The sequence below is a fragment of the Tenacibaculum aquimarinum genome (assembly GCF_022478115.1).
Lineage (GTDB): Bacteria > Bacteroidota > Bacteroidia > Flavobacteriales > Flavobacteriaceae > Polaribacter > Polaribacter aquimarinum_A.
In genome coordinates this window covers 84,225-101,623 of sequence record NZ_JAKGSC010000005.1, presented here as the reverse complement: position 1 = coordinate 101,623, position 17,399 = coordinate 84,225, and the positions used below count along the sequence as shown (strand labels likewise).

General features: G+C 30.0%; 19 protein-coding genes. 11 read left to right on the top strand and 8 right to left on the bottom strand.

Annotated features, from left to right (window positions below):
* Positions 1–95: 95 nt before the first annotated feature.
* A complete protein-coding gene (gene rho, locus L1S33_RS10885) occupies positions 96–1,766 on the bottom strand; it encodes a transcription termination factor Rho (protein ID WP_240562346.1) in 1,671 nt (556 codons plus the stop codon).
* A gap of 210 nt (positions 1,767–1,976) precedes the next feature.
* On the opposite strand from rho, the gene L1S33_RS10880 reads away from it, so the two are divergent.
* The 4 genes from L1S33_RS10880 to L1S33_RS10865 all read left to right on the top strand — a co-directional run bounded on the left by L1S33_RS10880 (position 1,977) and on the right by L1S33_RS10865 (position 5,936).
* Complete coding sequence (locus L1S33_RS10880) at positions 1,977–2,408, top strand: DUF4293 domain-containing protein (RefSeq protein ID WP_240551591.1); 432 nt, start codon at positions 1,977–1,979, stop codon at positions 2,406–2,408.
* Between the two features lie 244 nt (positions 2,409–2,652).
* A complete protein-coding gene (locus L1S33_RS10875) occupies positions 2,653–3,306 on the top strand; it encodes a response regulator (RefSeq protein ID WP_240551592.1) in 654 nt (217 codons plus the stop codon).
* 169 nt (positions 3,307–3,475) lie between these two features.
* The gene (locus tag L1S33_RS10870; protein ID WP_240551593.1) at positions 3,476–4,141 is read left to right on the top strand and encodes a hypothetical protein; all 666 of its coding nucleotides are present in this window, start codon (positions 3,476–3,478) and stop codon (positions 4,139–4,141) included.
* 211 nt (positions 4,142–4,352) lie between these two features.
* On the top strand, positions 4,353–5,936 hold the full coding sequence (locus L1S33_RS10865; protein ID WP_240562345.1) for a tetratricopeptide repeat-containing sensor histidine kinase: 1,584 nt from the start codon (positions 4,353–4,355) through the stop codon (positions 5,934–5,936).
* Here the strand turns inward: L1S33_RS10865 and L1S33_RS10860 are convergent.
* Positions 5,926–6,420 carry a metallophosphoesterase family protein gene (locus L1S33_RS10860; RefSeq protein WP_240551595.1) on the bottom strand — a complete coding sequence of 165 codons (495 nt, stop codon included), beginning with the start codon at positions 6,418–6,420 and terminating at the stop codon, positions 5,926–5,928. The genes L1S33_RS10865 and L1S33_RS10860 overlap by 11 nt on opposite strands.
* Positions 6,421–6,480: 60 nt before the next feature.
* Here L1S33_RS10860 and truA point away from each other — a divergent pair, with 60 nt between their 5' ends.
* From truA to L1S33_RS10845, 3 genes are all read left to right on the top strand, one after another.
* Positions 6,481–7,221 (top strand): tRNA pseudouridine(38-40) synthase TruA, encoded by a 741-nt coding sequence (truA, locus tag L1S33_RS10855; protein WP_240562344.1) that lies wholly within the window; start codon positions 6,481–6,483, stop codon positions 7,219–7,221.
* Complete coding sequence (locus tag L1S33_RS10850) at positions 7,222–8,985, top strand: ABC transporter ATP-binding protein (RefSeq protein ID WP_240562343.1); 1,764 nt, start codon at positions 7,222–7,224, stop codon at positions 8,983–8,985.
* A gap of 79 nt (positions 8,986–9,064) precedes the next feature.
* Positions 9,065–9,541 carry a hypothetical protein gene (locus L1S33_RS10845; RefSeq protein WP_240551598.1) on the top strand — a complete coding sequence of 159 codons (477 nt, stop codon included), beginning with the start codon at positions 9,065–9,067 and terminating at the stop codon, positions 9,539–9,541.
* A 239-nt stretch (positions 9,542–9,780) separates the two neighbouring features.
* On the opposite strand, the gene cdaA is transcribed toward L1S33_RS10845, so the two are convergent.
* The 3 genes from cdaA to folP form a co-directional block, all read right to left on the bottom strand.
* The gene (gene cdaA / locus L1S33_RS10840; protein ID WP_240562342.1) at positions 9,781–10,560 is read right to left on the bottom strand and encodes a diadenylate cyclase CdaA; all 780 of its coding nucleotides are present in this window, start codon (positions 10,558–10,560) and stop codon (positions 9,781–9,783) included.
* Positions 10,561–10,596: 36 nt separating this feature from the next.
* Positions 10,597–11,217 (bottom strand): ExbD/TolR family protein, encoded by a 621-nt coding sequence (locus L1S33_RS10835; protein ID WP_317208779.1) that lies wholly within the window; start codon positions 11,215–11,217, stop codon positions 10,597–10,599.
* Between the two features lie 228 nt (positions 11,218–11,445).
* Positions 11,446–12,273, bottom strand: coding sequence for a dihydropteroate synthase (gene folP, locus L1S33_RS10830; protein WP_240562340.1), 828 nt, complete (start codon positions 12,271–12,273; stop codon positions 11,446–11,448).
* Between the two features lie 80 nt (positions 12,274–12,353).
* On the opposite strand from folP, the gene L1S33_RS10825 reads away from it, so the two are divergent.
* Genes L1S33_RS10825 through L1S33_RS10810 form a run of 4 tightly spaced genes read left to right on the top strand, consistent with a single transcriptional unit; the run spans position 12,354 to position 14,947 of the window.
* Positions 12,354–12,890, top strand: a complete 537-nt coding sequence (locus L1S33_RS10825) for a DUF1599 domain-containing protein (protein ID WP_240562339.1) — start codon at positions 12,354–12,356, stop codon at positions 12,888–12,890.
* 9 nt (positions 12,891–12,899) lie between these two features.
* Entirely contained in the window at positions 12,900–13,862 is a 963-nt protein-coding gene (locus L1S33_RS10820) for a BT_3928 family protein (protein ID WP_240562338.1), read from the top strand.
* Positions 13,862–14,233 carry a fluoride efflux transporter CrcB gene (crcB, locus tag L1S33_RS10815; protein WP_240562337.1) on the top strand — a complete coding sequence of 124 codons (372 nt, stop codon included), beginning with the start codon at positions 13,862–13,864 and terminating at the stop codon, positions 14,231–14,233. The genes L1S33_RS10820 and crcB overlap by 1 nt, the downstream gene beginning before the upstream one ends.
* A gap of 12 nt (positions 14,234–14,245) precedes the next feature.
* Entirely contained in the window at positions 14,246–14,947 is a 702-nt protein-coding gene (locus tag L1S33_RS10810; RefSeq protein WP_240562336.1) for a crotonase/enoyl-CoA hydratase family protein, read from the top strand.
* Between the two features lie 170 nt (positions 14,948–15,117).
* Here the strand turns inward: L1S33_RS10810 and L1S33_RS10805 are convergent, their stop codons facing one another.
* The 3 genes from L1S33_RS10805 to L1S33_RS10795 are packed head-to-tail and all read right to left on the bottom strand — an operon-like array spanning position 15,118 to position 17,324.
* Positions 15,118–15,735 (bottom strand): DUF1684 domain-containing protein, encoded by a 618-nt coding sequence (locus L1S33_RS10805; protein ID WP_240562335.1) that lies wholly within the window; start codon positions 15,733–15,735, stop codon positions 15,118–15,120.
* Positions 15,735–16,268: a DUF4252 domain-containing protein gene (locus L1S33_RS10800; protein WP_240562334.1), complete on the bottom strand. Its 534-nt coding sequence runs from the start codon at positions 16,266–16,268 to the stop codon at positions 15,735–15,737. The genes L1S33_RS10805 and L1S33_RS10800 overlap by 1 nt, the downstream gene beginning before the upstream one ends.
* A 12-nt stretch (positions 16,269–16,280) precedes the next feature.
* Positions 16,281–17,324 (bottom strand): hypothetical protein, encoded by a 1,044-nt coding sequence (locus L1S33_RS10795; protein ID WP_240562333.1) that lies wholly within the window; start codon positions 17,322–17,324, stop codon positions 16,281–16,283.
* Between the last annotated feature and the right edge of the window lie 75 nt (positions 17,325–17,399).

Genomic DNA, 17,399 nt, shown 5'->3' with positions numbered 1-17,399 from the left:
TATTTATACTTAGTAAGTAACACAAAAAATAAAAACCACCTTTTTGATAAATCAAAAAGGTGGTTTTTTTATTTAATAACAATAACTAGTTGAATTTAACCATTCATAGAAATTAAGAACTCATCGTTGTTCTTAGAGTATTTAACCTTGTCATTAATAAATTCCATTGCTTCAATAGGGTTCATATCAGCTAAATATTTACGTAAAACCCACATGCGTTGTACATTTTTAGGGTCTAACAATAAGTCATCTCTTCTTGTAGATGATTTAATTAAATCGATAGCTGGATAAATTCTTCTATTAGAAATGTTTCTATCTAATTGAAGTTCCATATTACCAGTTCCTTTAAATTCTTCAAAGATAACTTCATCCATTTTAGAACCTGTTTCAGTAAGAGCAGTTGCAATAATTGTTAACGAACCTCCGTTTTCAATTTTTCTTGCCGCTCCAAAGAAACGTTTTGGTTTATGTAACGCATTTGCATCAATACCACCAGATAAAATTTTACCAGAAGCTGGAGCAACTGTATTATAAGCTCTGGCTAAACGTGTAATAGAATCTAAAAGAATAACTACATCATGACCACATTCTACCAAACGTTTTGCTTTTTCTAAAACAATATTAGCAACTTTAACATGCTTGTCTGCTGGTTCATCAAAAGTAGAAGCAACAACTTCTCCACGTACATTACGCTTCATGTCTGTAACTTCCTCAGGGCGTTCATCAATTAGTAAAACTATTTGATACACTTCTGGATGGTTTGCTGCAATTGCATTTGCTACATCCTTTAACAGCATTGTTTTACCTGTTTTTGGTTGTGCTACAATCATACCACGTTGTCCTTTTCCGATTGGAGAAAACAAATCAATAATTCTTGTTGATAGAGAACTTCCTTTTTCTGCTAAATTGAATTTTTCTTGAGGAAAAAGAGGTGTTAAGTGTTCAAATGAAACTCTATCTCTTACAATATTTGGATTTAATCCATTAATTTTTGATACTCTAATAAGAGGGAAATACTTTTCACCTTCTTTTGGAGGTCTAACAATACCTAAAACTGTATCTCCAGTTTTAAGGCCAAATAATTTAATTTGAGATTGAGATACATAAATATCATCAGGAGACGATAAGTAATTATAATCAGAAGAACGTAAGAAGCCGTAGCCATCTTGCATCATTTCTAAAACACCTTCACTTTCAATAATACCATCAAACTCAAAATCAGGATCGCGATATTTATTCCCGCTTTTATGACTTAAATTTTGATTTTTCTTATTACTGTTTCGGTTTTTATTTGCGTTGTTATTTTGTGCTTGTTTTGGGTGTTGAGGCTTAGGTTGTTGAAGTTGCTGAGGTTTTTGCGATTTCTGTTGCTTATTCTCAGGTTTCTTGTCTTCCTTTACAACCCTGTCGTTTGTTGCGGATTTTTCTTTTGTATGTTCTTTTTCAACATTAGTAACCTTTTTAACTTCTTTAGTCTTATTAGGAACTACTTGTTTTTCAACTTCTGGTTCCTTTTTTTCTATAGTCGTAGGAGTAATTTTAGTTTCCGCTTTATTTGTAGTGGTATTTCTTACTACACGTTTTCTCTTTGGTTTTTCTGAAGTAGTATTTTCTTTTTTCGCAGCATTAGATTCTGCTTGTGCATCTAGTATTTTATATACTAAATCTAATTTTTTAAGTTGACTAGTTTTTTTTAAACCAATTGTTTTAGCAACTTCTTGTAATTCGGGAAGTGTTTTTGCTTTTAGTTCTTCAATTTCGAACATTATGTATATGAATTAATTATTTTTTATAATTTCTTAATGATAATTAAGATTGAGAGGTGATGTTTTTTTTTTGAATAGAATGCTAAATAGATGTAATTCAGCATCAACTGTTGTGTAGTTGAATATATAGCAAATATAGTATATTATTTTAATATGCAAAGTTTCTTATTAAAAAAGAAAATGCTACTTTTGCTATCTCAATTTTTAAAGATGATTCAAAGAATACAAACTATATACTTAATACTCGCAGCAATAGTAGCTGGAGGATTAATTTTTGTTTTTAATATTTGGACAGTTTCTGATAATACACTTTTTGCTCAAGACTTTATGCAGGTAGTAGATGTAAAGCAAAAAGCAATACCGGTATTATTTATTTTATCATCTTTAATATCCTTAATAACTGTTTTTCAATTTAAAAATAGAAAGTTACAGTTTGTTTTAGGAAGAGTAGTAATTTTGATTAACCTTCTTTTATTAGGACTGTTGATATATCTAATGCTAACATTATCTGGAGAAGCTTCGGTTTCAGAGAAAGGTATTGGGATGTTCTTACCTATTATTGTTATTTTGCTTACTGTGTTTGCAAATAAAGCCATTAAAAAGGATGAAGATCTTGTGAAATCTGTAGATAGATTACGATAAACCTAACATCTTAGTAATATTTTGTGCGAGAAAACCGAAGTGAAAGCTTCGGTTTTTGTATTTTTGTAATTAACTATAAAACAGCTTGTTAATTGTGTTTGGTGCAACTAATTCACGATTTTTCAAAAAACGAGTAACCTAATTTGCGGTAAAACCGAAGGTCATTTGCGGTAAAACCGCAGAAACGTTTCGTATTTTTACCATTGTAAGATATAAAATAACCTCATAGATTTGTAATGTAATAATGAAACAACAGATACAAGTTCACATTGCTGACGATCACAAGATTTTAATTGAAGGAATCGTAGCATTATTAAATACTGATGATGAGATTAATGTTGAAGGCTACTCTTTAACAGGAAGGCAAATTGTAGAATGGTCTAAAAATAACAGTGCAGATGTACTTATTTTAGATATTAATATGCCAGAAATGGATGGTATAGATGTTTTAAAAACATTTAATGCCAGAAACATTGATCAAAAGACAATTATTCTGTCAAGTTTACAAGACCCTAAGCTTGTAGATGAAATGATTAAGTTGGGAGCCAATGGCTTTATTGAAAAAAGTGCGGCAAGCGAACATTTAATCAAAGGAATAAAAACAGTGTATAATAATCAGCAATACATAAGCGATAATGTAAAAGAAAATTTGTTCGAAATGTACTTCTCAAACACTCAAAAAGTAAATAAAAGTGAAGAGTTAGAAGAAGAATTAACTGATAAAGAAATAGAGCTTTTAAAGTTAGTAGCACAAGAAAAAAACACTAATGAAATAGCAGAGTCTATGAATGTTAGTATTCGAACAATAGAACATTACAGAAGTCGATTAATTAAGAAAATAAATGTAAAAAATGCAGTAGGTTTAGCAATGTATGCAGTTAAAAACAATATACTCTAATCCCCCTAATTACCCTTCAGTTTTTCTATTCCCCCAAAAGAAAATTTGATCCCCCTAATTATTGTTCTAGTATATTGCTAAAACCACTCATTTTAACCAAACCAAACCAAACCAAACCAAACCAAATTTAAAGCCTTAATAAAGTCTTTAAAAAGTAAAACTACCTCTTATGAAAAAATTAGTATTAAGTGCATTTGCTTCAGTTCTTTTTTTAGGATTAACATCTTGCTCAAACAATGAGTCTCTTGACAATGTTGAACTAGGAACTCAAGGAAAATTATTAAAATCGTATAAGTTACAAAAAGATGTTAACGGACGTTATTCAATTGATTATACCCTAAATGATAATACAACATCTGAGGTTATAAAAAGTAATGGGACTAAAGAGATTTATTTATATGCTGGTGAATTTACTGGAAAAGGAGAGAAAAGTGAAGAATTATCTTTAGAAAACAACCAATTAAGTGTAGATTTTGTAGAGGATTCTCAATCAAAAACATCATTTGTAGTAGAAGATGAAAATATTGTTTTAGCAAAAGGAGAAAAGAATAATCAATTTTTACAAACGTATAGTTTAGTTAGTAACGGAGACAATACATTTCAATTAGATTTTACTGTTAAAGAAGGTATTAGCGTAGAGTTTGTTTACAATGAAAAAGAAGGAGCTTACGAAATTAACCTAAAGGAAGGTAAAACTAGTAATGATACCTTTACTAAAACCTTTGTAAAAGATGCAAATGATTTAAAAATAGATTTTATAAATCATACAAATAGAGCTGCAAAGGGTGAGGCAGCTGCTGGTCCTAAAAGACCTAGAATGATAATTGTAACATAATAATACCAGACTGAATTTGAAAATTATTAAAATCTTCATTATCCCCCTAATTTTTTTATTATATAGTAGTAGAATTAATTCAACCAATGAAAAAGCTGATTCATCATCAGCTTTTTCTTTATTTACAAAAGTTAATGATTCTATAATAAAAAATAAACTTAATAAGGCGTTAAGTTTAACTAATAACGGAAATTATTCAGAGTCTTTAAAGATGGCTTTTAATATATTAGATGAATCTAAAGATGTAAAAACAATAATTAATGTAAATAAATTATTAGGAAACATTTATGAAAACATCAACGATCATAAAAATGCTATAAAATATTTTAAAACAACTTTAAATTTAATTCTTAAAAACGAAGGTCTATATTCTGAAACAGCAGAAGATGTTTTCGAAAACATTAAAGCAGAAAGCTTATTAAAAATAGGTGGGATATACCAAAAAATTCCCCAGTTAGATAGCGCTAAATATTATTTAGAACAATTACTTAGTTTAAATAGTTTTAAAAAAGAGACTAGACTTAAAAAGGCTGACGCTCACACTAACTTGTCAGGAATACATTTTTATTACGAAAATCTTAAAGACTTAAAAAAGGCTAAGTATCACGCAAATAAAGCTATTGAAATCCATAAAGAACTGAATTTTAATCAAACACTTGCTGCAGATTATGGAAACTTAGCAAGTATTTACATGGAAGAGGATAATCTTATTGAGGCAAAGAAGTTATACTATATAGCCTTAGGTTATGTTGAAAATGATAATAGATTAAAGGCAGTAAAATATAAGGAAGCATTGTATGATAATTTAGGCTGGACTTTATATAATTTAAAAGATTATGTTGCATATGGCTATCTAGATAGGTCAGTTTCTATAAGGGATAGCCTTAGAGACATAGAGCTTAATAAAGCAATTAAAGAGATTGAATCTAAGCATAATGTTGAAATGGCCACTAAAGATGTTGAGGCTCAAAAATTAAAAGCAGAACAGAACACTTGGTTAGTTGGTATAGCAAGTTTTTCAGCGATTGCCTTATTGTTTTACTTTGTCAATGTTTACAAGTTACGCCAACAAAGACTTAAAATTAAGTTGTCGGAAAATGAACTAGTTCAGCAAAAAAACATTGAAAAAATAAAATCTGAATCGCAAATAAAAATATTAAATGCAACTTTAGATGGTAAAGAAGCAGAACGTAAACAGATAGCAGAAACATTACATGATAATGTAAGCGCAATGTTATCTTCGGCAAATTTACACTTACAAGCAAGTCAAAAACAGTTTAATGGAAATGTGCCGGCAGAAATTCAAAAAACCCAAAAAATAATTTTAGAAGCATCTCAGCAAATTAGAGACCTGTCTCATAATTTAGTTTCATCAATTTTATTAAAGTTTGGTTTAGAATATGCTTTAAAAGATGCTGCAGAAAATTTTTCGAACTCTCAAATAAATTTCTTTACCAAAATTGAAGGATTAAATCGATATGATCAAGATTTTGAGATAAAAGTTTATAATATTATTCAGGAGTTTTCTAATAATATTATAAAACATAGCCAAGCAAATGAGGCACTTATAAAAGTTGAAGAGGAAGATGGTGAGTTGAATATTTTAGTTGAGGATAACGGAGTTGGGTTTAATGTTGAGGATCCAATTAATAAAGGTGGTATTGGATTAAATCAGATTAATGCACGTGTTACAATGTTGCAAGGGACTTTTACAGTAGAGTCTAAAGAAAATGAAGGCACAAAAATTAAAATCACTTTACCAATTAAAGAAAGAAAAAAAGCATTTATCGGGTAGCAAGCTCAATTACCTCCATGTTAGTTATATTTCCATTATCTATTTGAAAACGAATCATAGTACGGACTTTATGAAAACCATGTTTGCCACAAGCTCCAGGATTTAAATGGAGTAAATTTAGTTTTTGATCAAACTGAACTTTTAGAATATGGGAATGACCAGAAATAAATATTTTTGGAGAGTTCTCTTTTAATTCTGTCCTAATACGTTGATAGTAATTGCCAGGATAACCACCAATGTGTGTAATCCAAACAGAAACACCATCAACATTAAATTTATTATCTAAAGGAAATTCAGCTCTAGCATCTTTGTCGTCAATATTTCCATATACAGCACGTAGAGGCTTCAGTTTTTTTATAGTATCGGTTACCGATAAATCACCGATATCACCTGCGTGCCATACTTCGTCCGCTTGTTTTACAAACTTTAATATCTGATCATCAATATAACTATGAGTGTCTGAAAGTAATAAGATTTTCTTCACACTGCGAAAGTACAAAGAACAAAATAAATTCAGTAATTTTGATGTTTCCAAAAAACAATTTTGAGATACTTTTTAGAACTAGCATATAACGGGAAAAATTATCATGGTTGGCAAGTACAACCAGATGTAATTTCCGTACAAGAAGAAATAAATAAAGCACTTAGCATAGTGTTGCAAACTACCGTTAATATTGTGGGAGCTGGAAGAACCGATACTGGTGTTCACGCTTCGCAGATGTTTGCACATTTTGATATTGATAGAGAAATTGAAGAGAATTACGTGTTTAAGTTTAATTCAATATTACCAAAAGACATTGTAATTTATAAAATAATTTTGGTTGAAGACGAAGCTCATGCACGCTTTGATGCTTTAAGTAGAAGTTATCAATATAATATTTGGTTAGGTAGAAACCCGTTTACATTAGAAAGTTCTTGGCAAATACATTCGCAGAAATTTAATGTAGATTTGATGAATGAAGCTGCTAAAATTCTTTTAGAATATGAAGATTTTGAAAGCTTTTCAAAAGTAAAAACAGAGGTTTATACGTTTAATTGTACTATTACTGAAGCTTTTTTTAAAGAAAATAGGAACGAAATAACATTCCAGATTTCTGCAAATAGGTTTTTAAGAAATATGGTAAGAGCAATTGTTGGTACATTATTAGAAGTAGGACAAGGAAAAATTTCTATAGATGATTTCAGAAAAATTATAGAAAGTAAGAATAGAGGAAATGCAGGTTTATCAGTTCCTGCAAAAGGATTGTTTTTAACAAAAGTAGCATACACATATATAAAAGATTAAATGAGTAATAAAACAGGAAATGCTTTCGATATAAAGATTTTTGCAAGAATAATGAGTTTTGCAAAGCGTTATCGTATGCAATTTATTATTGCAGCAACATCAACAATTTTACTTGCTATAGTTTCAGCTGTAAGACCATATGTTTTGGTTTTAGCTGTAGATGATTTTACAGTAAGCAAAGATTTAAATAATCTAGTAAACTTTGTATTATTAATGTTAGGACTTCTTATAATAGAGGTTTTATTACAATTTATATTTATTTATTACGCAAATTGGGTTGGTCAGCATGTAATTAGAGATATGAGAGCTAAAGTTTTTCGTAAAATTTTAGCCTTTAAAATGACTTATTTTGATAATACTTCAGTAGGTAAATTAGTAACAAGAGTAGTTTCAGATATAGAAACAATTGCAAACTTTTTTACACAAGGAGTGTTTATGATTGTAAGCGATTTGCTAAAAATGATTGTAATAACAGGAGTAATGCTTTATATAAATTGGAAGTTGGCTTTAATTGCATTAGCAGTTTTACCAATTTTAATTTATGCAACAAAGTTATTTCAAATAGCTATAAAAGCAACTTTTCAAGATGTTAGAGATCAGGTTTCTAACCTAAACGGATTTGTGCAAGAGAGAGTTACAGGAATGAAAATTGTGCAATTATTTAATAGAGAAAAGATCGAGTATCAGAACTTTATGAAAATAAATGATAAGCACAAAAAAGCACACGTAAAAACAGTGTGGTATTATTCAATTTTCTTTCCGATTGCAGAAATTTTTTCATCAATAGCAATTGGTTTATTAGTTTGGTATGGAGGTTTCCAAGCCATTGGAGATGAGGCTGTAACGGTTGGTGCAATTATCGGATTTATAAAAATGTCTCAAATGTTATTTCGCCCTTTAAGACAAATTGCAGATAAATTTAACCAATTACAAATGGGAATTGTAGCTGGAGAACGTGTTTTTAAAGTAATTGATACTGAAAGTTCTATTGATATTTCAGGAACAACTTCAGCAGAAAATCTACAAGGAAATATAGATTTTAAAGATGTTCGCTTCAGTTATATAAAAGGAGAAGAAGTTTTAAAAGGAATTTCATTTTCAGTTAAAAAAGGACAAACTGTAGCTATTGTAGGTTCTACAGGAGCAGGGAAATCTACAATTATCAATTTAATAAATAGATTTTACGAAATAGATAATGGTGTAATATCTGTAGATAAAACACCAGTTCAAGAATATGATGTAGAATCCTTAAGAAATAAAATTGCGGTAGTTTTACAAGATGTATTCTTATTTTCAGATTCAATTTTAAATAACATAACACTTAAAAACGATTCAATTTCTTTAGAAACGGTTCAAAAAGCAGCAAAACAAATAGGTATTCACGATTTTATAATGACACTTCCAGGCGGTTATAATTATAATGTTAAAGAACGTGGTGCAATGTTATCATCAGGTCAACGTCAATTAATAGCTTTTTTAAGAGCATATGTTAGCAAACCAAGTGTGTTAATTTTAGACGAAGCAACATCATCTGTAGACGCACATGCAGAGCAAATGATACAATATGCAACAGAAGAAATTACTAAAGGAAGAACCTCAATAGTAATAGCACACAGGTTAGCTACTATTAAGAAAGCCGATAAGATAATTGTAATGGATAAAGGAGAAATTGTAGAGGAAGGAACTCATCAAGAATTGCTTGCAAAACCTAAAGGATATTATAAAAATTTATTCGATAAACAATTTAGTACACAACTAGCTTAAATAACATAAAAAATGCTTGTTTACTAGTAATAAACTGCTATTTTTGTAGTTCAATCAAAAACATTAAAATCAAAACAAAATGAAAAAAGTAATTTTATCTGTATTTGTTGCTGCAACTTTATTAGCAACAGGATGTAAAAAAGCACAAGAAGCAGGAAAAGATTTAAAAGATGCAACAGTAGAAGCAGCTGATAAAGCTGGAGATGTTGTAGCTGAAGGAGCCGACAAAGTTGTTGACGGAGCAGAAAGCGTTGTAGACGGAGCAAAAGATTTAGCTGATAAAGCTGGAGATGCAATTACATCTGCTATAGAAGGAGTAACTATTCCTAAATTTGAAGACCCTAAAGTTGGTGAGCACTTACAAGCTTATACTGCTTATGCAAAAGATTATATCGCTGCAAAAGGAGATGTTGTAAAGAATGCAGAATTAGCTAAAAAAGGAGTTGAATTAGCTGCAAAAGGTAAAGAGATTTTATCTTCTTTAGACGCTGAAAGCGCTGCAAAATTCAAAAGTGTTATGAACGCTATCCAATCTAAAATGGCACCAGCTAAATAATTAGATTAGAAAACTATATTTAAAAAGGCTCTCAAATTTTGGGAGCCTTTTTTTATGTTATATTTTTTTATTTGAAGCTGTTTCCTGCTTTCCGTTATATCTTTTTTACTTCTGTTCTCGATACAAATTTGTTCATGCTTCACAAATTCACTCGAACTGACAGTAAAAAAGGATGCCACTTCAATCAGGGCTAAGCTAATTTACAAAGTTGGTTTTACTATTAAATAATTAATGGTTTTTTAACCTACCAAATCACCACGAAGTTTTTCTGCAAGAATCTCAAAATCTTTATACAGTACAAACTCTCCATCTTTAATGTAGGAAATTTCTCCTGTTTCTTCAGAAACTAAAATACAAACAGCGTCTGTTCTTTCAGTAACACCAATTGCAGCTCTGTGTCTTAAACCAAAGCGAGCAGGAATTTTAGTATTGTTTGAAACTGGTAAAATAACACGTGTTGCTACTACGTAATTGTCTCTAATTATAGTTGCACCATCATGTAAAGGACTATTTTTATAGAAAATACTTTCTAAAATAGCTTCGTTAATTAACGCATTCATTTTATCACCAGAATTTATAAGAAAATCTAAACTATTGGTACGTTCAACAACAATTAGAGCACCTGTTTTAGTTATACTCATTTTTTTACAAGCACCTAAAATTATATCGCTATCGGTTTCTGAGCTAATTTCAGATTGTAAAAATTTTAATTGCTTTAAAAAACTTTTTTTGGTAGAGAAATTGGTGGTTCCTATCATTAATAAGAACTTACGTATTTCTTGCTGAAACACAATAATAAGTGCAATAACTCCACCAGAAAGCAAGTAGCCTAAAATACCACTTAACATTTCCATTTTTAATGCTTGTGTTACTTTCCAAATTAAAAAGATTAGCGCAATTCCAATAAAAATATTAATAGCAACAGTTCCTTTTAATAATTTGTAAATATAATAGAGTAGTGTTGCAACCAACAGAATATCTAGAACATCTAAAAAAGAAAAATCGATAAAATCTAACATTAAAAAGTTTGTGTTTTGGGTAAATGTACTAATTATTTACCTTTTTGCCATATCTGGACTTACATCAATATCAGAAATAAGTAAAGGATATTTTTCTCGTATGTTTTTAATTTTTTTTAGAATTGGTTCTTTGTTTTTCGAAGCCTTTTTATATGCACCTTCTAAAGCATTGTAGTTTTTACCATAAAGCTTAACTGAAAGCTTGTTTCTTAGTTGATCATAAGCGCTATTTATATTGTCTAAAACTGAAATGTAGGTTCCGTAATCTGCATTTCTGTCTGCATCAATTGCTATAATTGCTTTTGTAGGATGGTCTGATGATTTTGGATTCTTATTACCATTACACCAATTACATTCTTGTCCGTCTTTATTAAGTCCACCACCATTATCTATAAAATTCAATGCAATTTCTTTCAGTTCAGAAATAGCTACTGTTTGCTCGTTTATAAATAACTCGTTGTTTTTGTTGATTGTTATTTCTAAAAGATTTTTTTCTTTAATAGTTATCTCTCGAGGATGTTTCTCTTCCTGAGGTATTTTTTTTAAAATACCTGAATCTACATCCATAGTTGTGGTAACTAAAAAGAAAATTAATAATAAAAATGCGATGTCTGCCATTGAGCCAGCGTTAATTTCTGGCCAATCTTGTTTGCTAATAATAGATAGTTTTAAAAATTAATAAATTGATTTTCTCTTCAATAATTATTGAAAAGCAGTATTAAAGTTTAAGTTGGTTGAGCTTTGGTCTTAACATAATTTTAACAAAAAGAGTGCCAAGTTTTTTGAGTGCTAAAAGTTAGCAAACAAGTTTAGCCCTGATTGAACGGCCTGTTTGAGCTCTTTTGAAGTATGAAAAAAGCGAGTAGTGAAAGCAGGAAATAGCTTCTAAAAAGAAATCTGATTCACAATTTTAACGGCTTCAACAGCTTCTTTAACGTCGTGAACTCTAAGGATTTTAGCACCATTTAAAAGTGCAATTGTATTGGCAGAAGTTGTTGCGTTTAATGCTTCTTGGGCAGTAGTATCTAAAGTTTTATACAACATAGATTTACGAGAAACTCCAGCGAGCATTGGTGCATCTAAACTTTTAAAAAGCGATAGGTTTTTAAGTAATTCGAAATTATGTTCAATGGTTTTTCCGAAGCCGAAACCAACATCGAGAATAATGTCGTTTACTTTTAATTGATGTAAAATGTTAATCTGTTCAGCAAAAAAAGAAATTACTTCTTTGGTTACATCTTTATATTCTGGATTATTTTGCATGGTTTTCGGCGTTCCTAACATGTGCATTAAAATATAAGGAACTTGTAGTTTTGCAACCGTTGCAAACATATTATCGTCCATTTTTCCATCGGAAATATCGTTTATGATTGCGGCACCAGAATTTATAGTTTCTTGGGCAACTTTACTTCTAAAAGTATCTACAGAAATAATAATTTCGGGGAAGTTTTTAACTAATAATTCTATTACGGGAACAATTCTTTGTAATTCTTCTTCTTCAGAAATATGTTTTGCACCTGGGCGAGAAGAATATGCACCAATATCTATAAAAGTTGCATCTTCAGAAAGCATTTTTTCTGTTTGAGAAAGAATGTCAGATTCGTTTTTATATTTTCCTCCATCAAAAAAAGAATCGGGTGTAATATTCAAAATCCCCATAACTTTTGGAGAAGATAAATCTATTAAAGTTCCGTTGCAATTAATTGTGTACATCTAATTAAATTTCTTCTGTAAAAATAAATGAAAAAGAAGTTAGATTTACTATTTTTACACAATTACTTTTAAAAAATACAATGCAAAATACCTCAAAACAATACGATTTAGTTATTAACGAATGTAGAAGTTTATTTATTAAAAAAATGAGCGATTATGGTAGCGCATGGCGTATTTTACGTTTGCCATCGCTAACGGATCAAATTTTTATAAAGGCGCAACGCATACGTCAATTACAGGAAAATGAAGTTAGAAAAGTAGATGAAGGTGAGAAATCTGAGTTTATTGGTATTATAAATTATTCTATTATGGCGTTAATTCAGTTGGAGTTAGGAGTTGTTGAAAATCCTGATTTAAACACGGAAGAGGCAACTGTTTTGTATGACAAGCATAGCAAAATTACCAAAGAATTAATGCTGAATAAAAATCATGATTACGGTGAAGCTTGGCGAGATATGCGAGTTTCAAGTTTAACTGATTTAATTTTGCAAAAATTACTTAGAGTAAAGCAAATTGAAGATAATAAAGGAAAAACTATAGTTTCGGAAGGTATTGATGCAAATTATCAAGACATGATTAATTATGCGGTTTTTGCAATGATTCATTTGGGAGAATAATATTAAAATATGAAAATAATAACACACATCATTAGATTTATAGTCGGAGCATTATTCATCTTTTCAGGATTTGTAAAATTGGTAGACCCAATTGGCTCACAATATAAATTTCAAGAATACTTTTCAGAAGGTGTTTTAGATATGGAGTTTTTAATTCCGTTTGCTTTGCCATTAGCAATTCTTTTAATTATTGGAGAAATAGTTTTAGGTGTTGCACTTTTAGTAGGTTGGCTTCCAAAATTAACTTTATGGAAACTTCTAGGATTAATATTAGTTTTCTTGTTTTTAACTTGGTATTCAGCATATTATAACAAAGTTACAGATTGCGGTTGTTTTGGAGATTTTATGAAACTTACGCCTTGGCAATCGTTTTATAAAGATGTTGTTTTAACTATTATGATTATCTTTTTGTTGTTCCAAACCAAACATATAAAGCCAATACTTTCAGGGAAAACACCAGCATTGGTAACAATTTTATCATTTTTTGCTTCCATGTTTTTGGCGTATCATGTACTAACGCATTTACCATTAATAGATTTTAGACCGTATGCAATTGGTAATAATATTTCGGAAGGAATGGAGTATAAAGGTGATGGTGAAATTCCGCCAGTGCACGATTTTTCTTTAGAAAGTGCAGAAGCAGATTTAACAGAAGAGCTTTTATCTAAAGAAAAAGTAATGCTTGTTATTGTTTATAATATTGATAAAGCTGATGAAAACGGATTTTCACCAATTAAAAAAATGACTGATGAAGCCATTATAAAAGGCTACACAGTGTATGGTGTTTCCGCTTCTTTTGAAGACGATTTAGTAATTGCTCAAAACAAATACAATTTACCTTTCGAGTTTCTTTTCTGTGACGAAACTACCTTAAAAACAATTGTTAGAGGAAATCCAGGAGTTGTAATTCTGAACAAAGGAACTGTAACAGGAAAATGGAATTATACGGATGTTGCAGATATAGAATTATAATGAAACAACTATTCTTAGTTTTTATTGGTGGTGGATTTGGTAGCGTACTTCGTTTTATAATAGGGAAGTGGCTTAATAATTCGGAAAACGGAATTCCGTACGGAACTTTTGCAGCCAATATTTTAGGAAGTTTGTTAATTGGGATAATTTTAGGCTTAGCCGCAAAAAATAATACACTTACAGAAAATAGTACATTACTCTTAGCAACAGGTTTTTGTGGAGGTTTTACAACCTTTTCTACCTTTGCTTATGAGAATCATGTTTTTTTAAAATCGGGAGATTTCACAAGTTTTGCTTTTTATACCATTGCAAGTTTTGTAGTTGGTTTTTTAGCCGTTTTTGCAGGAATGTATGTAGTTAAATTTATATAATAAAATAGTATAATGAACGAAGTAGTAAAATATATATCAGAAGAAAAGTACGCAATTATAAAAATTGAAAACGGAAAAGCAAATGCAATTTCACACGAAGTTGTTGAAGGTTTAAATGCTGCTTTTGATAAAGCGGAAGCTGATAAAAAAGTAGTAATACTTACAGGACAAACTGGAATTTTTTCTGCTGGATTTGATTTAAAAGTAATGACAGCTTCGCCAGAAAGTGCCAAAGAATTGGTAACTAAAGGCTCTAAGTTATCTTTAAGAATGTTGTCTTTTCCAATGCCAATTATTGTGGCTGCTACTGGACATGCAATTGCAAAAGGTGCCTTTTTATTGCTTTCTGCAGATTATAGATTAGGTACAGAAGGACCGTTTAAAATTGGTTTAAATGAGGTTGCAATTGGTATGACAATGCACCAAGCTGGAATTGAAATTGCCAAAGCGCGTTTGTCTTCCGTCTATTTTGAAAGAAGTGTTTGTAACGCAGAAATGTACAGTCCAAATGATGCAATTACTGCAGGATTCTTAGATAAAGTTGTTCCTGATACTCATTTGTTGCCAACGGCTATTAAAATTGCTGAAATGTTTTCACAATTAAACATGAAAGCACATGCAGGAACAAAATTAAAATCGAGAAAACCGTATTTGGACAAATTAGCAAAAGCTATTGAATTGGATTTGGTTTCCGATATTTCTATAAATTCTTAATTGTTTTTGTCATTCCTGCGAAGGCAGGAATCCATAATTAGAATATTAATAAGCGTTCTTTTTATTATAAAAAAGAACGCTTATTAATTAGTTTAGCCCTGATTGAAGTGGCATCCTTTTTTATTTTTCATAAAAAAGATATAACGTAAAGCAGGAAATAGCTTCTAAAATTAATGTTTTTTAAAAGCCTTAACACCAGCTTTAATTTCTAAATCTAAATGATTTTTACGTGGCGTAATTGGGCAAGAGTACTTTGGATTATAGGCGCAGTAAGGATTATAGGTGTTGTTGAAGTTTAAAAGAACTTTGTTGTTTGATGAAATATCTGAAATAAAAATGTCCATATAACGACCGCCTCCGTAAGATTCGTTTCCGCTTGTGTGGTCTGTAAATGGTAAAAATAGATAATCATCATATTTTTTATCTCTATCTAAACTTTGGTCTTGATAAACAGTTAATTCTCCATCTTTTCCATTAACGGTAAAGTTTATTACGCCGTATTCTTTGTATAAAGGTCTTCTGTCTGTAGTTGTTTTCATTTCAAAAACTGGCGCATCAATTGTTGGTGTTAATGAAGCAATTACGATGTAAGAACTGTCTACTGGAAAGAAATCTAAACCTTTAAAATTTTTTAAATCACGTTTGGTTAATGGAGATTCTGATGCGTCTTTATAACTTGAATTTAATTCTTGTTGATACTTAGTTTCTCCAATTAAAGCCCTTTTATTTTGAGAATTACAGGCGTTTATAAAGAATGAAATTAGAATTATTAATGATAGCTTTTTCATTATTTATTAGGATTAAAACCAGGTGTTAAAGGTGATTGGTATTGGTTTAATAGTTTTGTTGAAAGTTGGTCGAATTGATCTTTCTCTGAAATTTCTTTCAATGTATTTGGATCAAAACTTCCTTTTAGATAAAAAACCGAAGTTTTTGCAAGTGTTGAGTTAAAAATAATAGCTTCTTTAACAACGTCTCCATCTTCTACAACGGAAAGTATTTTTGTTTTATCAACCTTATTTTCTCTTAAAATATCGGTGTATTTATTTGTTGTTACCAAGCCCATTTGGTTAATTAATTCTCCTTGTTTGGCTGCATCAATTTCATTAAAAGTAATAAATTTAAAATCTTGAATGTTATCAAAAACTCCACCCATTTCTGGTGAAATAGAACCCAACAAGGTTCTCATAAAATTTGGGACTTGAAATGCAGTTACGCCAATGTCATTTTTATGGTCATTAAAAAAACTTTGAAAAGATTTTCCGCTTCCGCAAGAAATAAATAAGAATAATGTTAAAGTGAGTGTTGCAATCTTTTTCATAAAATGTGTAAATTAATTTCTTTTTAAAATTATAAAATTATCGTCCATAACATTACCAACCAAAATTAAATTTCCAAAAGTTACAGCAACTGTAGAGGCAGACATTTCTGTACCGTCTTCCATATAAATTTGCTCTACTGTGTAATCTCCTTTTGCTTTGTAATTTATTTTAATTATTTCTGAAGGCGATGTTTTTTTGTTTCCTTTTGCGTATTCTGCAAAGTGTAATAAATTTGGATGAGAACCAATCCAAAGATTGTTTTCTTCATCAAATTCAATATTATCTACACCCGTTCCGCAATCTATATCTTCAATAAAAGTTAATGAATTGTCTTCATTTTTTTGATACACTTTTACAATAAATTTTCTTGGAGAAGCAAGAAAGACTAAGTTCCTTTTCTTGTCGATATTTATTCCGTTTGCAAAGGCAATTCCGTCTGCAACTTCTGTGTATTTATTTCCATCAAAAAACACAACGTTTGCTATTTCTACGCCAACATAATCTTCTATAAGTCTACCAATTCCGGTTTCATATTTATGATCGTTGCTAAAATAGAATTTGTCTTTATCTAACCAAACAACGTCATTTGGACTTGTCATAGACTTGTCTTTAAAAGTTTTTTCATGAGTTAAAGTTTTACCTTTAAGAGTAAAAACTTCAATTGTATGCCCTTTTTCTGTATGATTTATTGCAGCAATTTTAAAAATACTATCAACTTTTATCATAGAAATTCCATGCGGAGCAAACTGAGTTTCAAATTCTGATGTTAATTTAATGGGTTCAAAATCATTCGTTTTTAAATCTAAATAATACAATCCGCCAGTTTCATAATTCACTTTTGGTAAAGCTCTTCCTTTGGTAGATGAGATAATAGCAAAGCTATCAATTCTACTAATTACAATATCTTCAGCTCCAGGAAGGTTTATTTTTTTAATGATTTTTCCATCAAACTTATTTTCAATAGTTCTAAAAAAACCGGTTGAAATAAAAACATACGCAACAAAAATTAGAATACATAAAAATAGGATTGAAAAAAATCTTTTAAATAATTTCATTTTATAAAAATACAACTTTCAATTATTTTGTGTAGTTTTGGAGTATAAATAATTAAGAAATGACAATTTATAATT